Source organism: Acidovorax sp. NO-1, from assembly GCF_000238595.1.
Classification (GTDB): Bacteria; Pseudomonadota; Gammaproteobacteria; order Burkholderiales; family Burkholderiaceae_C; genus Acidovorax.
Window position 1 is genome coordinate 43,771 of sequence record NZ_AGTS01000140.1, and the last position, 15,878, is coordinate 59,648.

General features: G+C 62.1%; 15 protein-coding genes and 1 tRNA gene. 12 read left to right on the forward strand and 4 right to left on the reverse strand.

Features of this window, described 5'->3' with window-relative positions:
* Window positions 1–3 precede the first annotated feature (3 nt).
* Complete coding sequence (locus KYG_RS19530) at window positions 4–1,023, forward strand: HD-GYP domain-containing protein (protein WP_008906654.1); 1,020 nt, start codon at window positions 4–6, stop codon at window positions 1,021–1,023.
* Window positions 1,024–1,059: 36 nt separating this feature from the next.
* On the opposite strand, the gene plsY is transcribed toward KYG_RS19530, so the two are convergent.
* The 4 genes from plsY to KYG_RS19550 all read right to left on the reverse strand — a co-directional run bounded on the left by plsY (window position 1,060) and on the right by KYG_RS19550 (window position 4,814).
* Window positions 1,060–1,728, reverse strand: a complete 669-nt coding sequence (plsY, locus tag KYG_RS19535; protein WP_008906655.1) for a glycerol-3-phosphate 1-O-acyltransferase PlsY — start codon at window positions 1,726–1,728, stop codon at window positions 1,060–1,062.
* 111 nt (window positions 1,729–1,839) lie between these two features.
* The gene (locus KYG_RS19540; protein ID WP_008906656.1) at window positions 1,840–3,051 is read right to left on the reverse strand and encodes a GGDEF domain-containing protein; all 1,212 of its coding nucleotides are present in this window, start codon (window positions 3,049–3,051) and stop codon (window positions 1,840–1,842) included.
* 134 nt (window positions 3,052–3,185) lie between these two features.
* Window positions 3,186–3,698, reverse strand: coding sequence for a Cys-tRNA(Pro) deacylase (ybaK, locus tag KYG_RS19545; RefSeq protein ID WP_034695477.1), 513 nt, complete (start codon window positions 3,696–3,698; stop codon window positions 3,186–3,188).
* Between the two features lie 54 nt (window positions 3,699–3,752).
* Entirely contained in the window at window positions 3,753–4,814 is a 1,062-nt protein-coding gene (locus tag KYG_RS19550) for an aldo/keto reductase (RefSeq protein ID WP_008906658.1), read from the reverse strand.
* Between the two features lie 165 nt (window positions 4,815–4,979).
* Here KYG_RS19550 and KYG_RS19555 point away from each other — a divergent pair, with 165 nt between their 5' ends.
* The 11 genes from KYG_RS19555 (at window position 4,980) to istB (ending at window position 15,795) form a co-directional block, all read left to right on the forward strand.
* Window positions 4,980–5,888, forward strand: coding sequence for an alpha/beta fold hydrolase (locus KYG_RS19555; protein ID WP_008906659.1), 909 nt, complete (start codon window positions 4,980–4,982; stop codon window positions 5,886–5,888).
* Window positions 5,889–6,090: 202 nt separating this feature from the next.
* Window positions 6,091–7,195, forward strand: a protein-coding gene (gene prfB / locus KYG_RS19560) for a peptide chain release factor 2 (protein WP_139019419.1) whose coding sequence is annotated in 2 segments (ribosomal slippage) — window positions 6,091–6,171 and window positions 6,173–7,195 — 1,104 coding nt in all. Because the reading frame shifts where the segments join, the coding sequence is not laid out codon by codon here.
* Between the two features lie 22 nt (window positions 7,196–7,217).
* On the forward strand, window positions 7,218–7,859 hold the full coding sequence (locus KYG_RS24530) for a hypothetical protein (RefSeq protein ID WP_139019420.1): 642 nt from the start codon (window positions 7,218–7,220) through the stop codon (window positions 7,857–7,859).
* Between the two features lie 55 nt (window positions 7,860–7,914).
* Window positions 7,915–8,328 carry a hypothetical protein gene (locus KYG_RS24535; protein ID WP_237707300.1) on the forward strand — a complete coding sequence of 138 codons (414 nt, stop codon included), beginning with the start codon at window positions 7,915–7,917 and terminating at the stop codon, window positions 8,326–8,328.
* Between the two features lie 204 nt (window positions 8,329–8,532).
* Window positions 8,533–9,207: an HAD family phosphatase gene (locus KYG_RS19565; RefSeq protein WP_034695481.1), complete on the forward strand. Its 675-nt coding sequence runs from the start codon at window positions 8,533–8,535 to the stop codon at window positions 9,205–9,207.
* A complete protein-coding gene (gene pepN / locus KYG_RS19570) occupies window positions 9,191–11,947 on the forward strand; it encodes an aminopeptidase N (RefSeq protein WP_008906662.1) in 2,757 nt (918 codons plus the stop codon). The genes KYG_RS19565 and pepN overlap by 17 nt, the downstream gene beginning before the upstream one ends.
* Window positions 11,948–11,969: 22 nt before the next feature.
* Complete coding sequence (locus KYG_RS19575; protein ID WP_008906663.1) at window positions 11,970–12,977, forward strand: class 1 fructose-bisphosphatase; 1,008 nt, start codon at window positions 11,970–11,972, stop codon at window positions 12,975–12,977.
* Window positions 12,978–12,988: 11 nt separating this feature from the next.
* A tRNA-Thr gene (locus KYG_RS19580) sits at window positions 12,989–13,064 on the forward strand.
* Between the two features lie 162 nt (window positions 13,065–13,226).
* A complete protein-coding gene (locus KYG_RS24055) occupies window positions 13,227–13,406 on the forward strand; it encodes a hypothetical protein (RefSeq protein WP_085942624.1) in 180 nt (59 codons plus the stop codon).
* A 57-nt stretch (window positions 13,407–13,463) separates the two neighbouring features.
* Window positions 13,464–14,987, forward strand: a complete 1,524-nt coding sequence (istA, locus tag KYG_RS19585; protein ID WP_034695485.1) for an IS21 family transposase — start codon at window positions 13,464–13,466, stop codon at window positions 14,985–14,987.
* Window positions 14,980–15,795, forward strand: a complete 816-nt coding sequence (istB, locus tag KYG_RS19590; protein WP_008906665.1) for an IS21-like element helper ATPase IstB — start codon at window positions 14,980–14,982, stop codon at window positions 15,793–15,795. The genes istA and istB overlap by 8 nt, the downstream gene beginning before the upstream one ends.
* Window positions 15,796–15,878: the final 83 nt, after the last annotated feature.

Sequence of the window (15,878 nt, forward strand, 5' to 3'; positions counted from 1 at the left end):
GTCATGTCTGCCCACCCCAGTACCGCCAACCACAGCACCGAAGGGGAGTACGAGGATCTTCTGAGCCTGTGGTCAGACCTGGAGTCGGCCCTGTCCATGCTGCTCTCCCGGCCGCTGCAGGTGCAGGACTTCGCGGCCAAGGTGCGGCAGTTTGACCACTGGCTGCAGGATCTGGTGGCGCACGATATCGATGCGGCGCTGTACCTGATGTTTCAGCTGGCCTCGACATCCACCGTGGGCTACAGCGCGTCCCACGCGCTGGTGTGCGGCACGCTGTGCCACATCATGGCGCAGGAGCTGCAGCTGCCGCCCCGTGAACGGGACAGCCTGGTGCGTGCGGCCCTCACCATGAACATTGGCATGACACGCCTGCAGGACGAACTGGCCGAGCAGCGGGAGCGCCCCACCGCCGCCCAGCAAGAGGCCATCCGCAGCCACCCGGAAGAGAGCCTGATACTGCTGCAGCGCCTTCACATCACCGACACGCTGTGGCTGGATGTGGTGGGCCAGCACCACGCCACCATGACCGACCGCATACCGCTGGCCACCCAGGCCCCCGAGGATCGCCTGACGCGCATCCTGGGCACCATCGACCGCTATGCCGCGATGATCAGCCCGCGCAAGTCGCGCGCGGGCCGCAGCGCCACCGACTCGGTGCGCGCCATTGTGGGCCAGGAGATCGAGCAGCACGATGAGGTGAGCTACACGCTGGTGCGCTCGATAGGCCTGTGCCCGCCAGGCACTTTTGTGAAGCTCGACAACGGCGACACCGCCATCGTGCTGCGCCGCAGTGAAAAGGCCAACCACCCCCTGGTCGCCAGCCTGCTCGACCGCGCAGGCCACCATCATGCACAGCCCAGCCTGTACCAGACAGCCACCGGCAAGCCGCGCATCCAGTCGGCCCTGGCCCGCTCCGCCGTGAGCCTGGAGCTCAACCACCGCACCATGATGCGGCTTGGTCTTTATGCCGCCCAGCACAGCGCGGGGCTGCGGGGGCTGGTGTCAGGACGCGGCGCGCTGTAGGCGCACACTGTGTGCCCGCCGCCGCGGCACCTTGCGCTACTTTTTCGCCGGGTGTGCCGTACCCTCGGCGGCAGACGCAGCCTTCTTGCTGCCCAGTCGCGACTCCTTGCCTTCAATCAGCCGCTGGATGTTCTCCTTGTGGCGCCAGGCCAGCAGCATGGCCATTACCACGATGGAGCCGGCAATCGTGCCTTCGGCATACCACACCACGCCATCGACCAGCAGGTAGTACACAGGTGCAAAGGCCGCTGCCACCAGCGACGCCAGCGACGAATAGCGAAAGAAAAACGCAATGATGAGCCAGGTGGCAGCGGTGGCCAGCCCCAGCCAGACACTGATGCCCAGCAGAACGCCGAGCGCAGTGGCGACACCTTTGCCGCCCTCGAAGCGGAAGAACACCGGCCATAGATGGCCCAGAAACGCTGCCAGCCCCACCAGCGCCACCGTGCCATCTTCCAGGCCATACGGTTTGCCAAATGCGACGACCAGCGCCACAGGCAGCCACCCCTTCACGGCATCCAGCACCAGCGTGATGATCGCAGCCGCCTTGCTGCCCGAGCGAAGAACGTTGGTGGCGCCAGGGTTCTTGCTGCCGTAGGTCCGCGGATCGTTCAGGCCCATGACACGGGTCACGATGACGGCGAACGAAAGCGAACCCAGCAGGTAGGCGGCGACAGTCGCCAGGGCGCAATAGGCAAGGGACACGGAGAGACTTTCTTGAAAGGCTGCAATGGAATGGAGCACTGGGAGTGCTCGCGCAACCACCAGCAACCCCAGCGCGACATTTTGCCACCCGCAACCCGCGCGGATGGCGCGTCAACCCGGCCGGAGGGCTCCGTCGATGGCATCTGCGGCCAGAACTTTACTGCCCGGCCGCCCCGGCTCGACGCGGTTGCGCCCCGCCTTCTTGCCACGATAAAGCGCCGCGTCGGCCTCCTGCAATGCCACATCCAGCCCGTCCACACCGTTGAAAGGCAGCGAGACGCCGATGGTGACGGTGCAGCGCAGCGGCCCGTCCGGCCCCGGCGTGGGCACCGACTGCCGTTCAATGACTTCGCGCAGACGTTCGGCCAGGTGCATCACGCCCTCGTGGTCGGCATCCAGGCAGACGACCACAAACTCTTCGCCCCCCAGGCGGCTGGCCAGGTCACCGCGCCGCAGCGTCTGGCGAAGCGCGTCGGCCACATGGCACAGCACCACATCCCCGGCCTTGTGCCCATGGGAATCGTTGATTCGTTTGAAATGGTCGATGTCCAGCAGCAGCAGGCGTGCAGGGCTGGCGGTGCGCGAACGGAAATAGGTTTCGAGCCCCGCATGCAGGCCGCGACGGTTCAGCAACTGCGTGAGGGGATCGCGCGCTGCTGCGGCCTGCAGCTCATCGGTGAGACGGCGCAGCACCAGCCAGATCATCGCGGGGGCCAGCACTGTGGCCAGGAACGACATGTAGATATAGAACCCGATCTGAAAACGGTTGCCCATGTCCAGGGCCTGCAGACCGTCCTGGGCCACCAGCACGCATTTGATGGCATTGAGCACGCCCAGCCCGCCAATCAGCGCGGCAAAGAGCGTCATCTCCACACGCAGCTCTTTGGCCACGTTGCGCATGGCATAGACCACAGCCGCGGTCATGGCGAAAAACATCACCGCGGAGGCGAACGAGAGCATTGCATAGCGTGCCACCGGGCCCGCCACCCACTGCACCAGCACCTGGGCCACCGTGTAGCCCAACGCCAGCGCAAGCACGGGCTGCAGCAAGGGCGCATCGCGGCCGAAAAACCGCACAGCGCCCACCGCGAAAACCAGCGGCACGCACAGGGTGAGTGTGTGGTTGACCACACTCAGCGCATTCCAGTCGGGCGGGCCGCCCAGCAGCTGGAGCATGTAGGCGGTGCCCAGCATCGCGTTGCCGAGGGCAAAAGCATTCATGCCCAGCCTGTGGCCCTGCAGGCGTGTGCTGATCAGCCAGAACATGATGGCAAAGCACAGCAGGTGCACGCAGAGCATGCCGACGATAAGGTTAGCAACCATGAATGGATTCGCCATCGTGTGCGGTCAGGGCCAGCGCAGACCCGTCAGCGCGGGGGCATGGCAGGCCACGCATCCTGGGCGATAGCGGGATGGTGTGCCTGCGGCCCGCCGCGCGGCCTGCGCGGTGCCGAAGCTCACCCGGCAACTTCGGCGCCCAGCGCGCATTGCACCGGCTGCGCCGCCAGCAACTGCACGCACACCTGCGGATCGATCTGCACCAGAAAGCCCCGCCGCCCGCCGTTGATGGCGATGCGGGGCAGCGCCAGAATGCTGTGCTCGATGTACACACGCATCTCCTTGCGTGTGGCGAACGGTGATGTGCCCCCCACCAGATAACCCGTGTGCCGGTTGGCCACCTCGGGCTTGCATGGCTCCACGCTCTTCACACCGATCTGGCGCGCGAGGTTCTTGGTGGACACCTTGCGGTCGCCATGCATCAGCACGATCAGCGGTTTTGCGTCCTGGTCCTGCATGACCAGCGTCTTGACCACCATGTGCTCGTCCAGCCCCAGTTGCCGCGCCGACTCCTCGGTGCCGCCGTGCTCCATGTAGTCGTAAGGGTGCTCGGTGAACGCCACGCCCCGCGCACGCAACATCTGCGTGGCGGGCGTCTCGCTCACATGTGCGGATTTGTCTTTCTTCGCCATGGTGCCTGCCTGCATAAACAATTCGGTGGCCCCGCCAACGCGCCAACACCACCCTCAAAGCGCCGGGTCGCGCAGCTCCCAGCGGATCGCGTCGATGGCTTTCAGGATGTCGGGCGACAGCGTGGTGCCCCACGCGTTGAGGTCTTCGTCCAGCTGCGCCACCGACGTCACGCCGATGATGGTGCTGGCCACCTGCCATTTGGTGTAGCAGAACGCCAGCGCCATCTGCGTGGGCGTCATGCCATGGTCACGCGCCAGCTGGTTGTAGCGGCGCGATGCCTCCAGCGCCTCGGGGCGGCCCCAGCGCTGCTTGCGCACGGATTCATACGATGCAATGCGCGCACCTTGGGGGGCGGCGGGGCCAGTGATGCCGCTCTCGTCGTACTTGCCGGTCAGCAGGCCAAAGCCCAGGGGTGAATACGCCAGCAGCGACACGTTGAGGCGGTGGCAGGTTTCGTCCAGCCCGTTTTCCCAGGTGCGGTTGATGAGGCAGTACGGGTTCTGCACCGTGGCCACACGCGGCAGGCCGTGCTGCTCGGCCAGGCGCACGAATTCGTGCACGCCGTAGGGGGTTTCATTCGACAGGCCGATATAGCGCACCTTGCCCGTCTTCACCAGCCCGGCCAGTGCTTCGAGCTGCTCGCGGATGGGGGTTTGCGACGTTTCCTTGGCGGGGTCGTAATACAGGTTGCCAAACGCTGGCACATGGCGCTCGGGCCAGTGGATCTGGTAGAGGTCGATCACATCCGTCTGCAGGCGGCGCAGGCTGGCCTCGCACGAAGCCACGATGTCGGCGGCCGTCATGCCCTTGCCCTCGCGCACCCAGGGCATGCCGCGCGATGGGCCAGCCACCTTGGTCGCCACCACCAGCTTCTGGCGCGCGCCGGGGTTCTTTGCAATCCAGTTGCCGATGATGGTCTCGGTGGCACCGAAGGTCTCGGCCCTGGCGGGCACGGCATACATCTCGGCCGTGTCGATGAAGTTCACACCGCGCGCGAGCGACTGGCTCAGGATGGCATGCGAATCGGCCTCATGGACCTGCTCGCCGAAGGTCATGGTGCCCAGACAGATGGGGGTGACAAGCAGGTCACTCTGACCCAGGGGGACTTTGTTCATGCGGTGAAGACTCCGGATGGTGAAGACAGAAACAGGCCCGCCGCGGGGCCAAACACGCTGGCAGGCGATGGTACAAGCGAACGCCCATGCCTGCAGGGCGCCGGACTCCTTGGCGACAGCCATGGGGGCATGCGGGCCCGGCCCTCGGCTTAACATTGCTGCAGCATGTACCAAGCCATCAAACCCTCGCGCAGCAGCACGCTGGCCCTGCGCCATCTCAAATACCACGTCCGCCACTGGGGCCCCGAAAACAGCCACCTGCCCACGCTGGTGCTGGTGCACGGATGGATGGACGTGAGTGCCTCCTACCAGTTCACGGTGGACGCGCTGCAGCAGGAACGCCGCATCATCGCCCCCGACTGGCGCGGCTTCGGGCTCACCACCGGGGCGCCGGTGGACCACTATGTGTTTGCCGACTACCTGGCCGACCTCGACCTGCTGCTGGACCACTACGCCCCCGGTGAGGCCATCGACCTGGTGGGCCACAGCATGGGCGGCAACGTGGCCATGATGTACGCCGGCGTGCGACCGGAGCGCGTGCGCAGGCTGGTCAACCTGGAAGGCTTTGGCCTGCCTGCCACACGCCCCGCGCAGGCGCCCACGCGCTATGCGCAGTGGATCGACGAAATCAAGCAGCTGCACCAGGGCACCAAGGACCTGAAAACCTACGACAGCGCAGACGGCGTGGCCCGCCGCCTGATGAAGACCAACCCCCGCCTGTCCGAAGACAAGGCCCAATGGCTGGCCCGGCACTGGGCGCGACCCAATGCGCAGGGCCTGTGGGAGATCCTGGGCGACCCGGCGCACAAGATCACCAGCGCTCAGCTGTACCGCGTGGACGAGGCCCTGGCCATCTACGAGCGCATTACCGCCCCCGTGCTGGCCATCGAGGCCAGCGGCGACAGCCTGGGCCAGTGGTGGAACGGCCGCTACACGCTGGACGAATACCACCAGCGCCTGACCCATGTGCGCAACTGCCGCACGGCCGCGGTGGCGGACGCCGGCCACATGCTGCACCACGACCAGCCCGAGCAGGTGGCGCAGCTGATCGAACAGTTCCTCAACGAAACGTAACCGGGATTCTTAATGAAATGGGCCGCCAGCGCTTATCCAACAAGCGCTGACAGCTATTATTTTTGCATAGCAGTCTGGCGGCTCCGCCGCTTTACCCTGCGCTGTGGCGGGCTCGCGGGCCCTTCAAGGGGCATTGGAGGGGCCGACGCCCTTCCCATGAGAAAATCGTGGGTTATTTCACAGAACACCCAGGACCCGCACCATGGACGCAGAACGCATCAACCTCATCGGCACCACCCTCGAAGACCTGGCTCAGCGCACCGCTGAGTTACGGAGGTATCTTTGACTTCGATGCCAAGTTCGAACGCCTGCGCACGGTAAACGCATCGCTGGAAGACCCGGCGGTCTGGAACGACCCCAAGAAAGCCCAGGAGCTGGGCAAGGAACAGAAGTCACTCTCCGGCGTGGTGGTCACGCTGGACAAGCTCACGCGCGAGCTGGCTGACAACACCGAGCTGTATGAGATGAGCAAGGAGGAAGGCGACGAGGCCGGCCTCATGACCATCGAGGCCGAAACCGCCAAGCTGCGCCCGCTGATCGAGGAACTGGAGTTCCGCCGCATGTTCAGCAACGAGGCCGACCCGCTCAACTGCTTTGTCGACATCCAGGCCGGAGCCGGTGGCACCGAAGCCTGTGACTGGGCCAGCATGCTGCTGCGCCAGTACCTCAAATACGCCGAGCGCAAGGGCTTCAAGGCCACGGTCGAAGAAGAAACGCCCGGCGACGTGGCCGGCATCAAGAGCGCCACGATCAAGATCGAGGGCGAATACGCCTACGGCCTGCTGCGCACCGAAACCGGCGTGCACCGCCTGGTGCGCAAGAGCCCTTTCGACAGCTCGGGCGGCCGCCACACCTCGTTTGCCTCGCTGTTTGTCTATCCCGAGATTGATGACTCCATCGAGATCAACATCAACCCGGCCGATGTGCGCACCGACACCTACCGCGCATCCGGCGCGGGCGGCCAGCACATCAACAAGACCGACTCGGCCGTGCGCCTAACGCACATCCCCACCGGTATCGTGGTGCAGTGCCAGGACGGGCGCAGCCAGCACAGCAACCGCGACGTGGCCTGGCAACGCCTGCGCAGCCGCCTGTACGACTACGAGATGCGCAAACGCCAGGAAGAGCAGCAAAAGCTGGAAGACACCAAGACCGACGTGGGCTGGGGCCACCAGATTCGCAGCTACGTGCTGGACAACAGCCGCATCAAGGACCTGCGCACCAACGTGGAAATCTCGGCAACGCAAAAGGTGCTGGATGGCGATCTGGACGCGTTCATCGAGGCTTCGCTGAAGCAAGGCGTGTAGAAGTTTGATATATCAAGACCCCATGATAAACATCAAAACCTCGAGTTGTGCAGCCTACAGTTCCGCAGATCTTTCAATAGATATAGACACAGATACCCTGCCGGTACTGAATAGTTATTTTGGGATCAGACCGCCGGGCCTTCCCGTCAACGCGCAGCCAATACTTGACGAGACCATTGGCGCGTGCATTGGTTATTCCTGGGAGGGCACAAGGGGCGTGTGGCATATTTATGATGCCCACGGACAACAAGTGGGTATTGAGGAGTCACCACTCGAACGGTCGACTTTCGGGCCAGAGGATTTCATTATTATCGGAGTACTAGGGTTCAAAGTTCTTCGAAGCGGATGGTCTGCGGCAACAAATCTTGCAAGAAAATCACCGGATTTGGTCAAGATTGGCGCCGTAACTACCAAGAGTATTGTGGCAACTCTGCGCTCTAGAATTTTTGCACCTAGCGCCAAGCGGATTAAATTCATAGAAAAGACCGCTATGCACATGGCAAACCCCGGTCGGTTCGTACCTGTGCACATTCTCCATCTGGCAATCCAATTCGGCAAAAAACTGCCGGATCCTCAAGGTGTGGTAGGCGCCTTCCGCTACGAAATACAAATGTTTCTTTTGTCAAGCGGGGGACGGTTTATCAAAAAGAGGCTAAAACTTTAGAAGTGGTGGTAAGAGAATCTGATTGGACAATTTTGCATTTCATGTATTATTAGCCATGCTTGAGATTTCACTACCCGACTTCAGAATCGCTCTATCACCTCTGGAGCGCAAGATTGAAGGCTCTGGCGGGCCTTATTTTGATTGGATTCATCTGCAAGTTTCTTTTCAAACTGCAGGGCTAACTGCAAATTTCCAATGGAACGTTATGCCAGGTGAGCTTAGTTCTTTTGAAAAACAGCTTCGATCTATTTATTTAAACCCGACATCTCAAGTCAGCGCAAAGCTAGAAAGCGTCGAACCTGGACTTTACATGAGGATCGATAGCAACGGGGGCGGCAATCTAATCATCACCTACTCCTTTCAGCCAACACCTCCAGACGGCCCAGAATTGAATGGCGTAACAGGAGCAGATCAGTCCTTTCTACCGACAATAATTGCAGGCATTAGTGAAATAATTAATTTTCATTAGCAGTTCATTTAAAATTCCGATCACAAAAATCCCTGCAACTCGATTAGTAAATAATTCCATGCAACTAGCATCTGATAGCTCAGTTTCAAAAAAGAATTTTTGGATGGATTTATTCACTATCCAAACCAGGCAACGGCGAGGTCATAGTCGCGCAGTGGCAAGCCGTGTCATGTTCGCTGGCACAGCTTTAGAGCGATGCTGACGATGCGCACCGACGCCATCATCTTCGACATGGACGGCACCATGATCGACTCCATGCCCTGGCACGCCCAGGCGTGGGTCGAGTTTGCACGCCGCCGTGGCATGGACGTCGATGTGCCCGCTCTCATGGCGCGCACCACGGGCAAGAACGGTACCGAGTGCATCGTGGAGCTGCTGGGCCGGGCCGTGTCGCAGGACGAGGCGGACGCGCTCACGCACGAGAAAGAAACCATCTACCGCGAGCTGTTTGCACCCCGCTTTTCTGAAGTGGCGGGTTTCCGCCAGTTTGCCGCCCAGGTGCGTGCATGCGGCCTGAAGGTGGCCGTGGGTACGGCGGGCGACAGCGGCAATGTGGAATTCGCCCTGGGCCACCTGGGCCTGCAACCCGCCCCGCAGGCCATCGTGCGCGGAGACGAGGGCCTGCCTGGCAAGCCCCAGCCCGCCATCTTTCTGGAGGCGGCACGCCGCATTGCGGCAGCCCCCGAGCACTGCATCGTTTTTGAAGACGCGCCTTTTGGCATTGAGGCCGCACGCCGCGCCGGCATGCGCGCCGTGGCCATCTGCAGCACCCACACGCCCGAACAACTGGCGGGGCCCCATGTGCTGGCTGCCGTGCGCGACTACACCGAACTCATGAACACCGACTTTCTGGAGAGCATCCATGTTGCAACTGCATAGCGCAGACGGTAGCGCAGACGGCGCAGGCCCGGCCGCCGCCATCCGCCGCGAGGACTACACCGCCCCCGCCTACTGGATCGACAGCGTCGAGCTGACCTTCGACCTGGACCCGAACAAGACGCGCGTGCTCAACCGCATGACGCTGCGCCGCAACCCCGAGGTCGCCGCGCAGCCGCTCAAGCTCGATGGCGATGACCTGAACCTGGCGCGCGTGCTGGTCAACGGCCAGGGCACCTCGTTCAAGATGGAGGGCACCCGCCTGGTGCTGGAGAACCTGCCGGAGGGCGCCGAGCCCTTTGCGCTCGAAATCTTCACCACCTGCTGCCCCGCCAAGAACACGCAGCTCATGGGCTTGTACGTGAGCCAGGGCACCTTCTTCACGCAGTGCGAGGCCGAGGGCTTTCGCCGCATTACCTACTTCCTGGACCGCCCGGACGTGATGGCCAGCTACACCGTCACCCTGCGCGCCGACAAGGCCCAGTACCCGGTGCTGCTGAGTAACGGCAATCTGGTGGACAGCGGCGACCTGGAAGACGGCCGCCACTTTGCCAAATGGGTCGATCCCCACAAGAAGCCCTGCTACCTGTTCGCCCTGGTGGCGGGCAAGCTGGTGGCGCGCGAGCAGCGCATCAAGAGCCGATCGGGCACCGACCATCTGCTGCAGGTGTACGTGCGCCCCGGCGACCTGGGCAAGACGGAACACGCCATGAACTCGCTGATGTACAGCGTGGCCTGGGACGAAGCCCGCTTCGGCCTGCCGCTGGACCTGGAGCGCTTCATGATCGTCGCCACCAGCGACTTCAACATGGGCGCCATGGAGAACAAGGGCCTGAACATCTTCAACACGAAGTACGTTCTGGCCAGCGAAGCCACCGCCACCGACACCGACTTCGCCAACATCGAGAGCGTGGTCGGCCACGAGTACTTCCACAACTGGACGGGCAACCGCGTGACCTGCCGCGACTGGTTCCAGCTGAGCCTGAAGGAAGGCCTCACGGTCTTCCGCGACCAGGAATTCAGCATGGACCTGGCGGGCAGCCCGTCGGCCCGCGCCGTCAAGCGCATCGAAGACGTGCGCGTGCTGCGCACCGCCCAGTTCCCCGAAGACGCGGGCCCCATGGCCCACCCGGTGCGTCCCGACAGCTATGTCGAGATCAACAACTTCTACACCGTCACCATCTACGAAAAGGGTGCCGAGGTGGTGCGTATGCAGCACAACCTGGTGGGCCGAGAAGGCTTTGCCAAGGGCATGAAGCTGTACTTCGAGCGCCACGACGGCCAGGCCGTGACCTGCGACGATTTTGTGCAGGCCATCGCCGATGCCAACCCGGCCAGCCCGCTCACGCAGCACCTCGCGCAGTTCAAGCGCTGGTACAGCCAGGCCGGCACGCCCCGCGTGCGCGCCACGGGCCGCTACGACGCTGCCACGCGCTGCTATGCACTCACGCTGTCGCAAAGCTGCGCGTCCACGCCGGGCCAGGGCGAGAAGCAGCCCTTCGTCATCCCGGTGGAACTGGGCCTGATCGATGCCACCACCGGTGCCGCCCTGCCCTTGCACCTTGCGGGCGAAGGGGCTGCAGAAGGCGCAGCCCCCACCACCTCGCGCGTGGTGGTGCTCACCGAGGCATCGCAGACCCTGACCTTCACCAACCTGGACGCCGAGCCCGTGCCATCGCTGTTGCGCGGTTTCAGCGCCCCGGTGGTGCTGGACATCGACTACACCGATGCGCAGTTGCTCACCTTGCTGGCGCACGACGCCGACGCCTTCAACCGTTGGGAAGCAGGGCAACGCCTTGCGCTTCGGACCGCTATCAATGCAATAGCTGATAGCGCAATGGGGACAAGCGCCAGCGGCCAATTCGACCATCAGATTCTCTCTGCAGAGTTTGTGGACGGCATGCGCAGCGTGCTACGCAACCCGGCACTCGATGCAGCCTTCAAAGAGCTGGTGCTCACGCTGCCATCCGAAACCTACATTGCAGAGCAGCTTGCGGTGGTGGACCCACAGCGCATCCATGCCGTGCGCGAAGGCATGCGCGAGCAGTTGGCCCTGTCGCTTCAGGCCGACTGGGAAGCGGCCTGGGAGCAAAACCAGGACACCGGTGGCTACAGCCCTGACCCCGTATCGTCGGGCCGCCGCGCCCTCAGCGGCCTGGCGCTGCACATGCTGTGTATCGCCGCGCAAAAAACGGGCGATGTGGTCTGGCCTGGCAAGGCCTACCAGCGCTTCAAGGTGGCCACCAACATGACCGACCGCTTCAACGCCCTGACTGCCTTGGTGGTCAGCGGCAGCGAGCTGGCCGCTCCTGCGCTGGCCCGCTTCCATGCGCTGTTCAAGGACGAGCCCCTGGTCATCGACAAGTGGTTTGCACTGCAGGCTGGTGCGCCCGACCGTGGCGGCAACGTGCTGCCCGCAGTGCGCCAGCTCATGGCGCATCCAGACTTCAGCCTGAAGAACCCCAACCGTGCGCGCAGCGTGATCTTCAGCTACTGCAGCGCCAACCCCGGCGCCTTCCACCGGGCCGATGCGGCGGGCTACGTGTTCTGGAGCGACCGTGTGATCGAGCTCGATGCCATCAACCCGCAGGTCGCCGCCCGCCTCGCGCGCGCGCTGGACCGGTGGAAGAAGTTGGCGGATCCCTGGCGCAGCGCCGCCCGCGAAGCGATCGCCCGCGTAGCCGCCAAGCCCGACCTCTCCAACGATGTGCGCGAGGTGGTGACCCGCGCGCTGGCCGACTGATTTTCACGAAAGAGACCGACTCATGACCAAGCGCATCAGCCTGACCCGCTACCTTGTTGAGCAGCAACGGGTGGATGGCCACATTCCCGGACAACTGCGCCTGCTTCTGGAGGTCGTGGCGCGCGCCTGCAAGAGCATCAGCCACGCTGTCAACAAAGGCGCTCTGGGCGGCGTGCTGGGCAGCGCCAGCAGCGAGAACATACAAGGCGAAATCCAGAAAAAGCTGGACATCATCGCCAACGAAGTGCTTATCGAAGCCAATGAATGGGGCGGCCATCTGGCTGGGATGGCCTCGGAGGAAATGGATGGGATCTATGTTGTGCCCAACCGCTACCCCAAGGGCGAATACCTGCTCCTGTTCGACCCCCTGGACGGCTCCAGCAATATCGACGTCAACGTGAGCATAGGCACCATCTTCAGTGTGCTGAAAATGCCCGAAGACGACCGCGGAGTGGATGAAGGCGACTTCCTGCAGCCCGGCAACCAGCAAGTAGCCGCCGGCTACTGCATTTACGGCCCTCAAACCACCCTCGTGCTCACGGTGGGCGACGGCGTGGCCATGTTCACCCTCGACCGGGAGCAGGGCTCCTTTGTTCTGACCGAAGAAAACGTTCGCATCCCCGAGGACACCAAAGAGTTCGCGATCAACATGAGCAACATGCGCCACTGGGACGAACCCGTGAAGCGCTACATCGACGAATGCCTGCAAGGCAAGGAAGGCCCGCGCGGCAAGGACTTCAACATGCGCTGGATTGCCAGCATGGTGGCCGATGTGCACCGCATCCTGACCCGTGGCGGCGTGTTCATGTACCCCTGGGACAAGCGCGAGCCCAACAAGCCCGGCAAGCTGCGCCTCATGTACGAAGCCAACCCCATGGGCTGGCTGGTCGAACAGGCGGGCGGCGCGGCCACCAATGGCAAGCAGCGCATCCTCGACATACAGCCTACCCAGTTGCATGAGCGCGTCAGCGTGATCCTCGGGTCAAAAAATGAGGTCGAGCGGGTGACGAGCTACCATTCCACGCTATAATGCGAGGCTAAGCCGGTGTAGCTCAGTCGGTAGAGCAGCTCATTCGTAATGAGAAGGTCGGGTGTTCGATTCATCTCTCCGGCACCAATAAAATCAACGACTTACGAGTCTTTGTTGTCCAAAGTGCCGTCTCCTGTCACACTCAAGTCACAGTAGACGGCACAATTTGGCAGCACTGAACAACAGTGCCATCTCTCTCCAGCCAGTTCTTGTGCCGTCACATTTCGCTGACCGTACACAAAACACAACATGGCTGCTATCCGTGAACGCAAAGACCAAAACGGTAAAGTGAGCTACCAAGCTCAGGTCCGTATCCAAGGCTATCCGCCGCAGTCGAAAACTTTCTTGCGAAAGACAGACGCCAAGCAATGGTGTTGTCGCCGACCGAAAACTGACAGTCTGAAAGGTCTGGTGCCGATCCAAAATTGACAGGGGTGTTCAACTGCCCTGCTGAATTTTTCAGCAGGGATGTAAGAGGTGATCACCATGGACATGATTGGCAAGGTCAGGCGCATGAAGTGGCGCGACCAACTCTCTGACGGAGAGATTTGCAGAAGAACGGGACTGGCCAGAAACACGGTCAAGAAGTGGCTCAAGGCCCCCGGAGACATACCCCCGAAGTACGAGCGCAAGAAGGCTGATGGCAAGCTCACGCCATTTGTGGCGGTGCTGGAGCAGGCCCTGCGCACGGATGCGCACCGGGCCAAGAACGCAAGGCGCAGTGGCAAGGCGCTGTTTGCCCAGATCCAGGCTCAGGGATACCGGGGTGGCTATAGCGCCGTGACTGACTTCATTCGAGCATGGCGGGTGGATAGCGCCAAGGATCCCGCCAAGGCCTTTGTGCCGCTGAGCTTCGAGTTGGGCGAGGCCTTCCAGTTCGACTGGAGCGAGGAAGGACTGCTGGTTGGTGGAGTGTTCTACAAACTGCAAGTGGCCCATCTGAAGCTCTGCGCCAGTCGTGCCTTCTGGCTTGTTGCCTACCCTGGGCAGGGCCATGAGATGCTGTTCGATGCCCATACCCGCTCCTTCCATGCATTGGGAGGCGTTGCCAGGCGTGGCATCTACGACAACATGAAGACGGCGGTGGACAAGGTCAAGAAAGGCAAGGGGCGCATCGTCAACGCACGCTTCTCGGCCATGTGCAGCCACTACCTGTTTGATCCGGACTTCTGCAACGTCGCCTCGGGCTGGGAGAAAGGGGTGGTGGAGAAGAACGTGCAGGACAGTCGCAGGCGGATCTGGATCGAGGCCGCCAGCAGGCGCTTCGGATCGTTTGCCGAACTCAATGCATGGCTGGGCGAGCGGTGTCGCTCGGTGTGGTCCGACTCCGTGCATCCGATCCACAAGCAGTTCACGGTGGCAGAGATGTTGGAGTTGGAGCGCCCCCACCTCATGTCCATGCCTGTGCTGTTTGATGGGTATGTGGAGAAGCCCGCGCGGGTGAGTAGTACATGTCTGGTGGCGGTGGCGCGCAATCGCTACTCCGTTCCTTGCGAATGGGCTGGGCACCTGGTCAGCACGCGTCTGTACCCCAATCGGGTGGACATTGCCTGCGCGCAAACCATCATCGCCAGCCACGCCCGCACGCCGGGCAGTGGCCAAGTCACCTATGACTGGCAGCACTACATTGAACTCGTGCAGCGCAAGCCCGGCGCACTGCGCAACGGTGCGCCGTTCCTGGACTTGCCTGAGCCCTTGCAGCGCTTGCGCAAATCCCTTCTGAGGCACCCTGGCGGTGACCGCACCATGGCACAGGTGCTGGCCAGCGTGCCGCAGGCGGGCTTGGACGCAGTACTGGTGGCGGTTGATCTTGTCCTTGAAGGTGCCACGCCCAATGGAAGTGTCAGTGCTGAGCATGTGCGCAATGTGCTGGCTAGGCTGAATGCGCCACCCAGGCCGGAGCATGCCAAAACCACATTGCAACTGACCAACCTCCCGCTGGCCGATACCGCGCGCTACGACCGTTTGCGCCCTACCCACAACGATAACCAAGGGGTCATCCATGTCTGAATCCAAACGCGATGTGCAAAGCGGGCTCAAGGCACTGCGCCTGAATGGCATGGTCAGTGCCTGGGCTGACCTTATGGAGCAGGATGGCGGCTCCTCGATTCAGAGCTCGCGCTGGCTGATAGAGCACCTGCTTCAAGCGGAAGACGTGGATCGGCATATGCGCTCGATTGCCCACCAGATGAAAGCAGCACGCTTCCCGATTCACCGGGATCTTGCTGGCTTCGACTTCGAGGTCTCACCCGTGGACAAGGTGCTGATCAAGAGGTTGGCGGACCTGAGCTTCACCGACGATGCGCAGAACGTTGTCCTGATTGGTGGTCCTGGCACCGGCAAAACCCACTTGGCAACGGCGCTGGGAATCAATGGGCTGACGCACCATTCCAAACGTGTCCGGTTCTACTCGACGGTGGATCTGGTCAATGCGTTGGAGCAAGAGAAGGCCAAGGGAAATCCGGGGCGCATAGCCATGAGCTTGATGCGCATGGACCTGGTCATTCTGGATGAACTTGGATACCTGCCATTCAGCCAGGCCGGTGGAGCATTGCTGTTCCATCTGCTGTCCAAACTCTATGAGCACACCAGCGTTCTGATCACCACCAACCTGACGTTTGCCGAGTGGTCCGCTGTCTTCGGTGATGCCAAGATGACCACGGCACTGCTGGACCGGCTCACCCATCACTGCCACATCGTTGAAACCGGCAATGAGTCCTACCGCTTCCGCCACAGCTCCAAGGAGGCAAAGGGAAAGATCAAATCCAGAGAAATGAATAGAAAAACAGAAACCAGTCTGGAGGTGCAAGCCCAGTAGGAGGCTATAGTTATCCACAGCCAGCCTAGCAGATACTGGCTACACGCCCCCTATCAAAGTTGGATCGGCACACACTGTCAAGA

What these genes read in the sequence shown, in the direction of transcription:
- istB (WP_008906665.1), top strand. Translation starts at nt 14,980, where the DNA reads ATGTCTGAATCCAAACGCGATGTGCAAAGCGGGCTCAAGGCACTGCGC.
- KYG_RS19555 (WP_008906659.1), top strand. Translation starts at nt 4,980, where the DNA reads ATGTACCAAGCCATCAAACCCTCGCGCAGCAGCACGCTGGCCCTGCGC.
- KYG_RS19530 (WP_008906654.1), top strand. Translation starts at nt 4, where the DNA reads ATGTCTGCCCACCCCAGTACCGCCAACCACAGCACCGAAGGGGAGTAC.
- KYG_RS19565 (WP_034695481.1), top strand. Translation starts at nt 8,533, where the DNA reads ATGCGCACCGACGCCATCATCTTCGACATGGACGGCACCATGATCGAC.
- KYG_RS24055 (WP_085942624.1), top strand. Translation starts at nt 13,227, where the DNA reads ATGGCTGCTATCCGTGAACGCAAAGACCAAAACGGTAAAGTGAGCTAC.
- KYG_RS19540 (WP_008906656.1), bottom strand. Translation starts at nt 3,051, where the DNA reads ATGGTTGCTAACCTTATCGTCGGCATGCTCTGCGTGCACCTGCTGTGC.
- KYG_RS24530 (WP_139019420.1), top strand. Translation starts at nt 7,218, where the DNA reads ATGATAAACATCAAAACCTCGAGTTGTGCAGCCTACAGTTCCGCAGAT.
- pepN (WP_008906662.1), top strand. Translation starts at nt 9,191, where the DNA reads ATGTTGCAACTGCATAGCGCAGACGGTAGCGCAGACGGCGCAGGCCCG.
- KYG_RS24535 (WP_237707300.1), top strand. Translation starts at nt 7,915, where the DNA reads ATGCTTGAGATTTCACTACCCGACTTCAGAATCGCTCTATCACCTCTG.
- KYG_RS19575 (WP_008906663.1), top strand. Translation starts at nt 11,970, where the DNA reads ATGACCAAGCGCATCAGCCTGACCCGCTACCTTGTTGAGCAGCAACGG.
- KYG_RS19550 (WP_008906658.1), bottom strand. Translation starts at nt 4,814, where the DNA reads ATGAACAAAGTCCCCCTGGGTCAGAGTGACCTGCTTGTCACCCCCATC.
- istA (WP_034695485.1), top strand. Translation starts at nt 13,464, where the DNA reads ATGGACATGATTGGCAAGGTCAGGCGCATGAAGTGGCGCGACCAACTC.
- ybaK (WP_034695477.1), bottom strand. Translation starts at nt 3,698, where the DNA reads ATGGCGAAGAAAGACAAATCCGCACATGTGAGCGAGACGCCCGCCACG.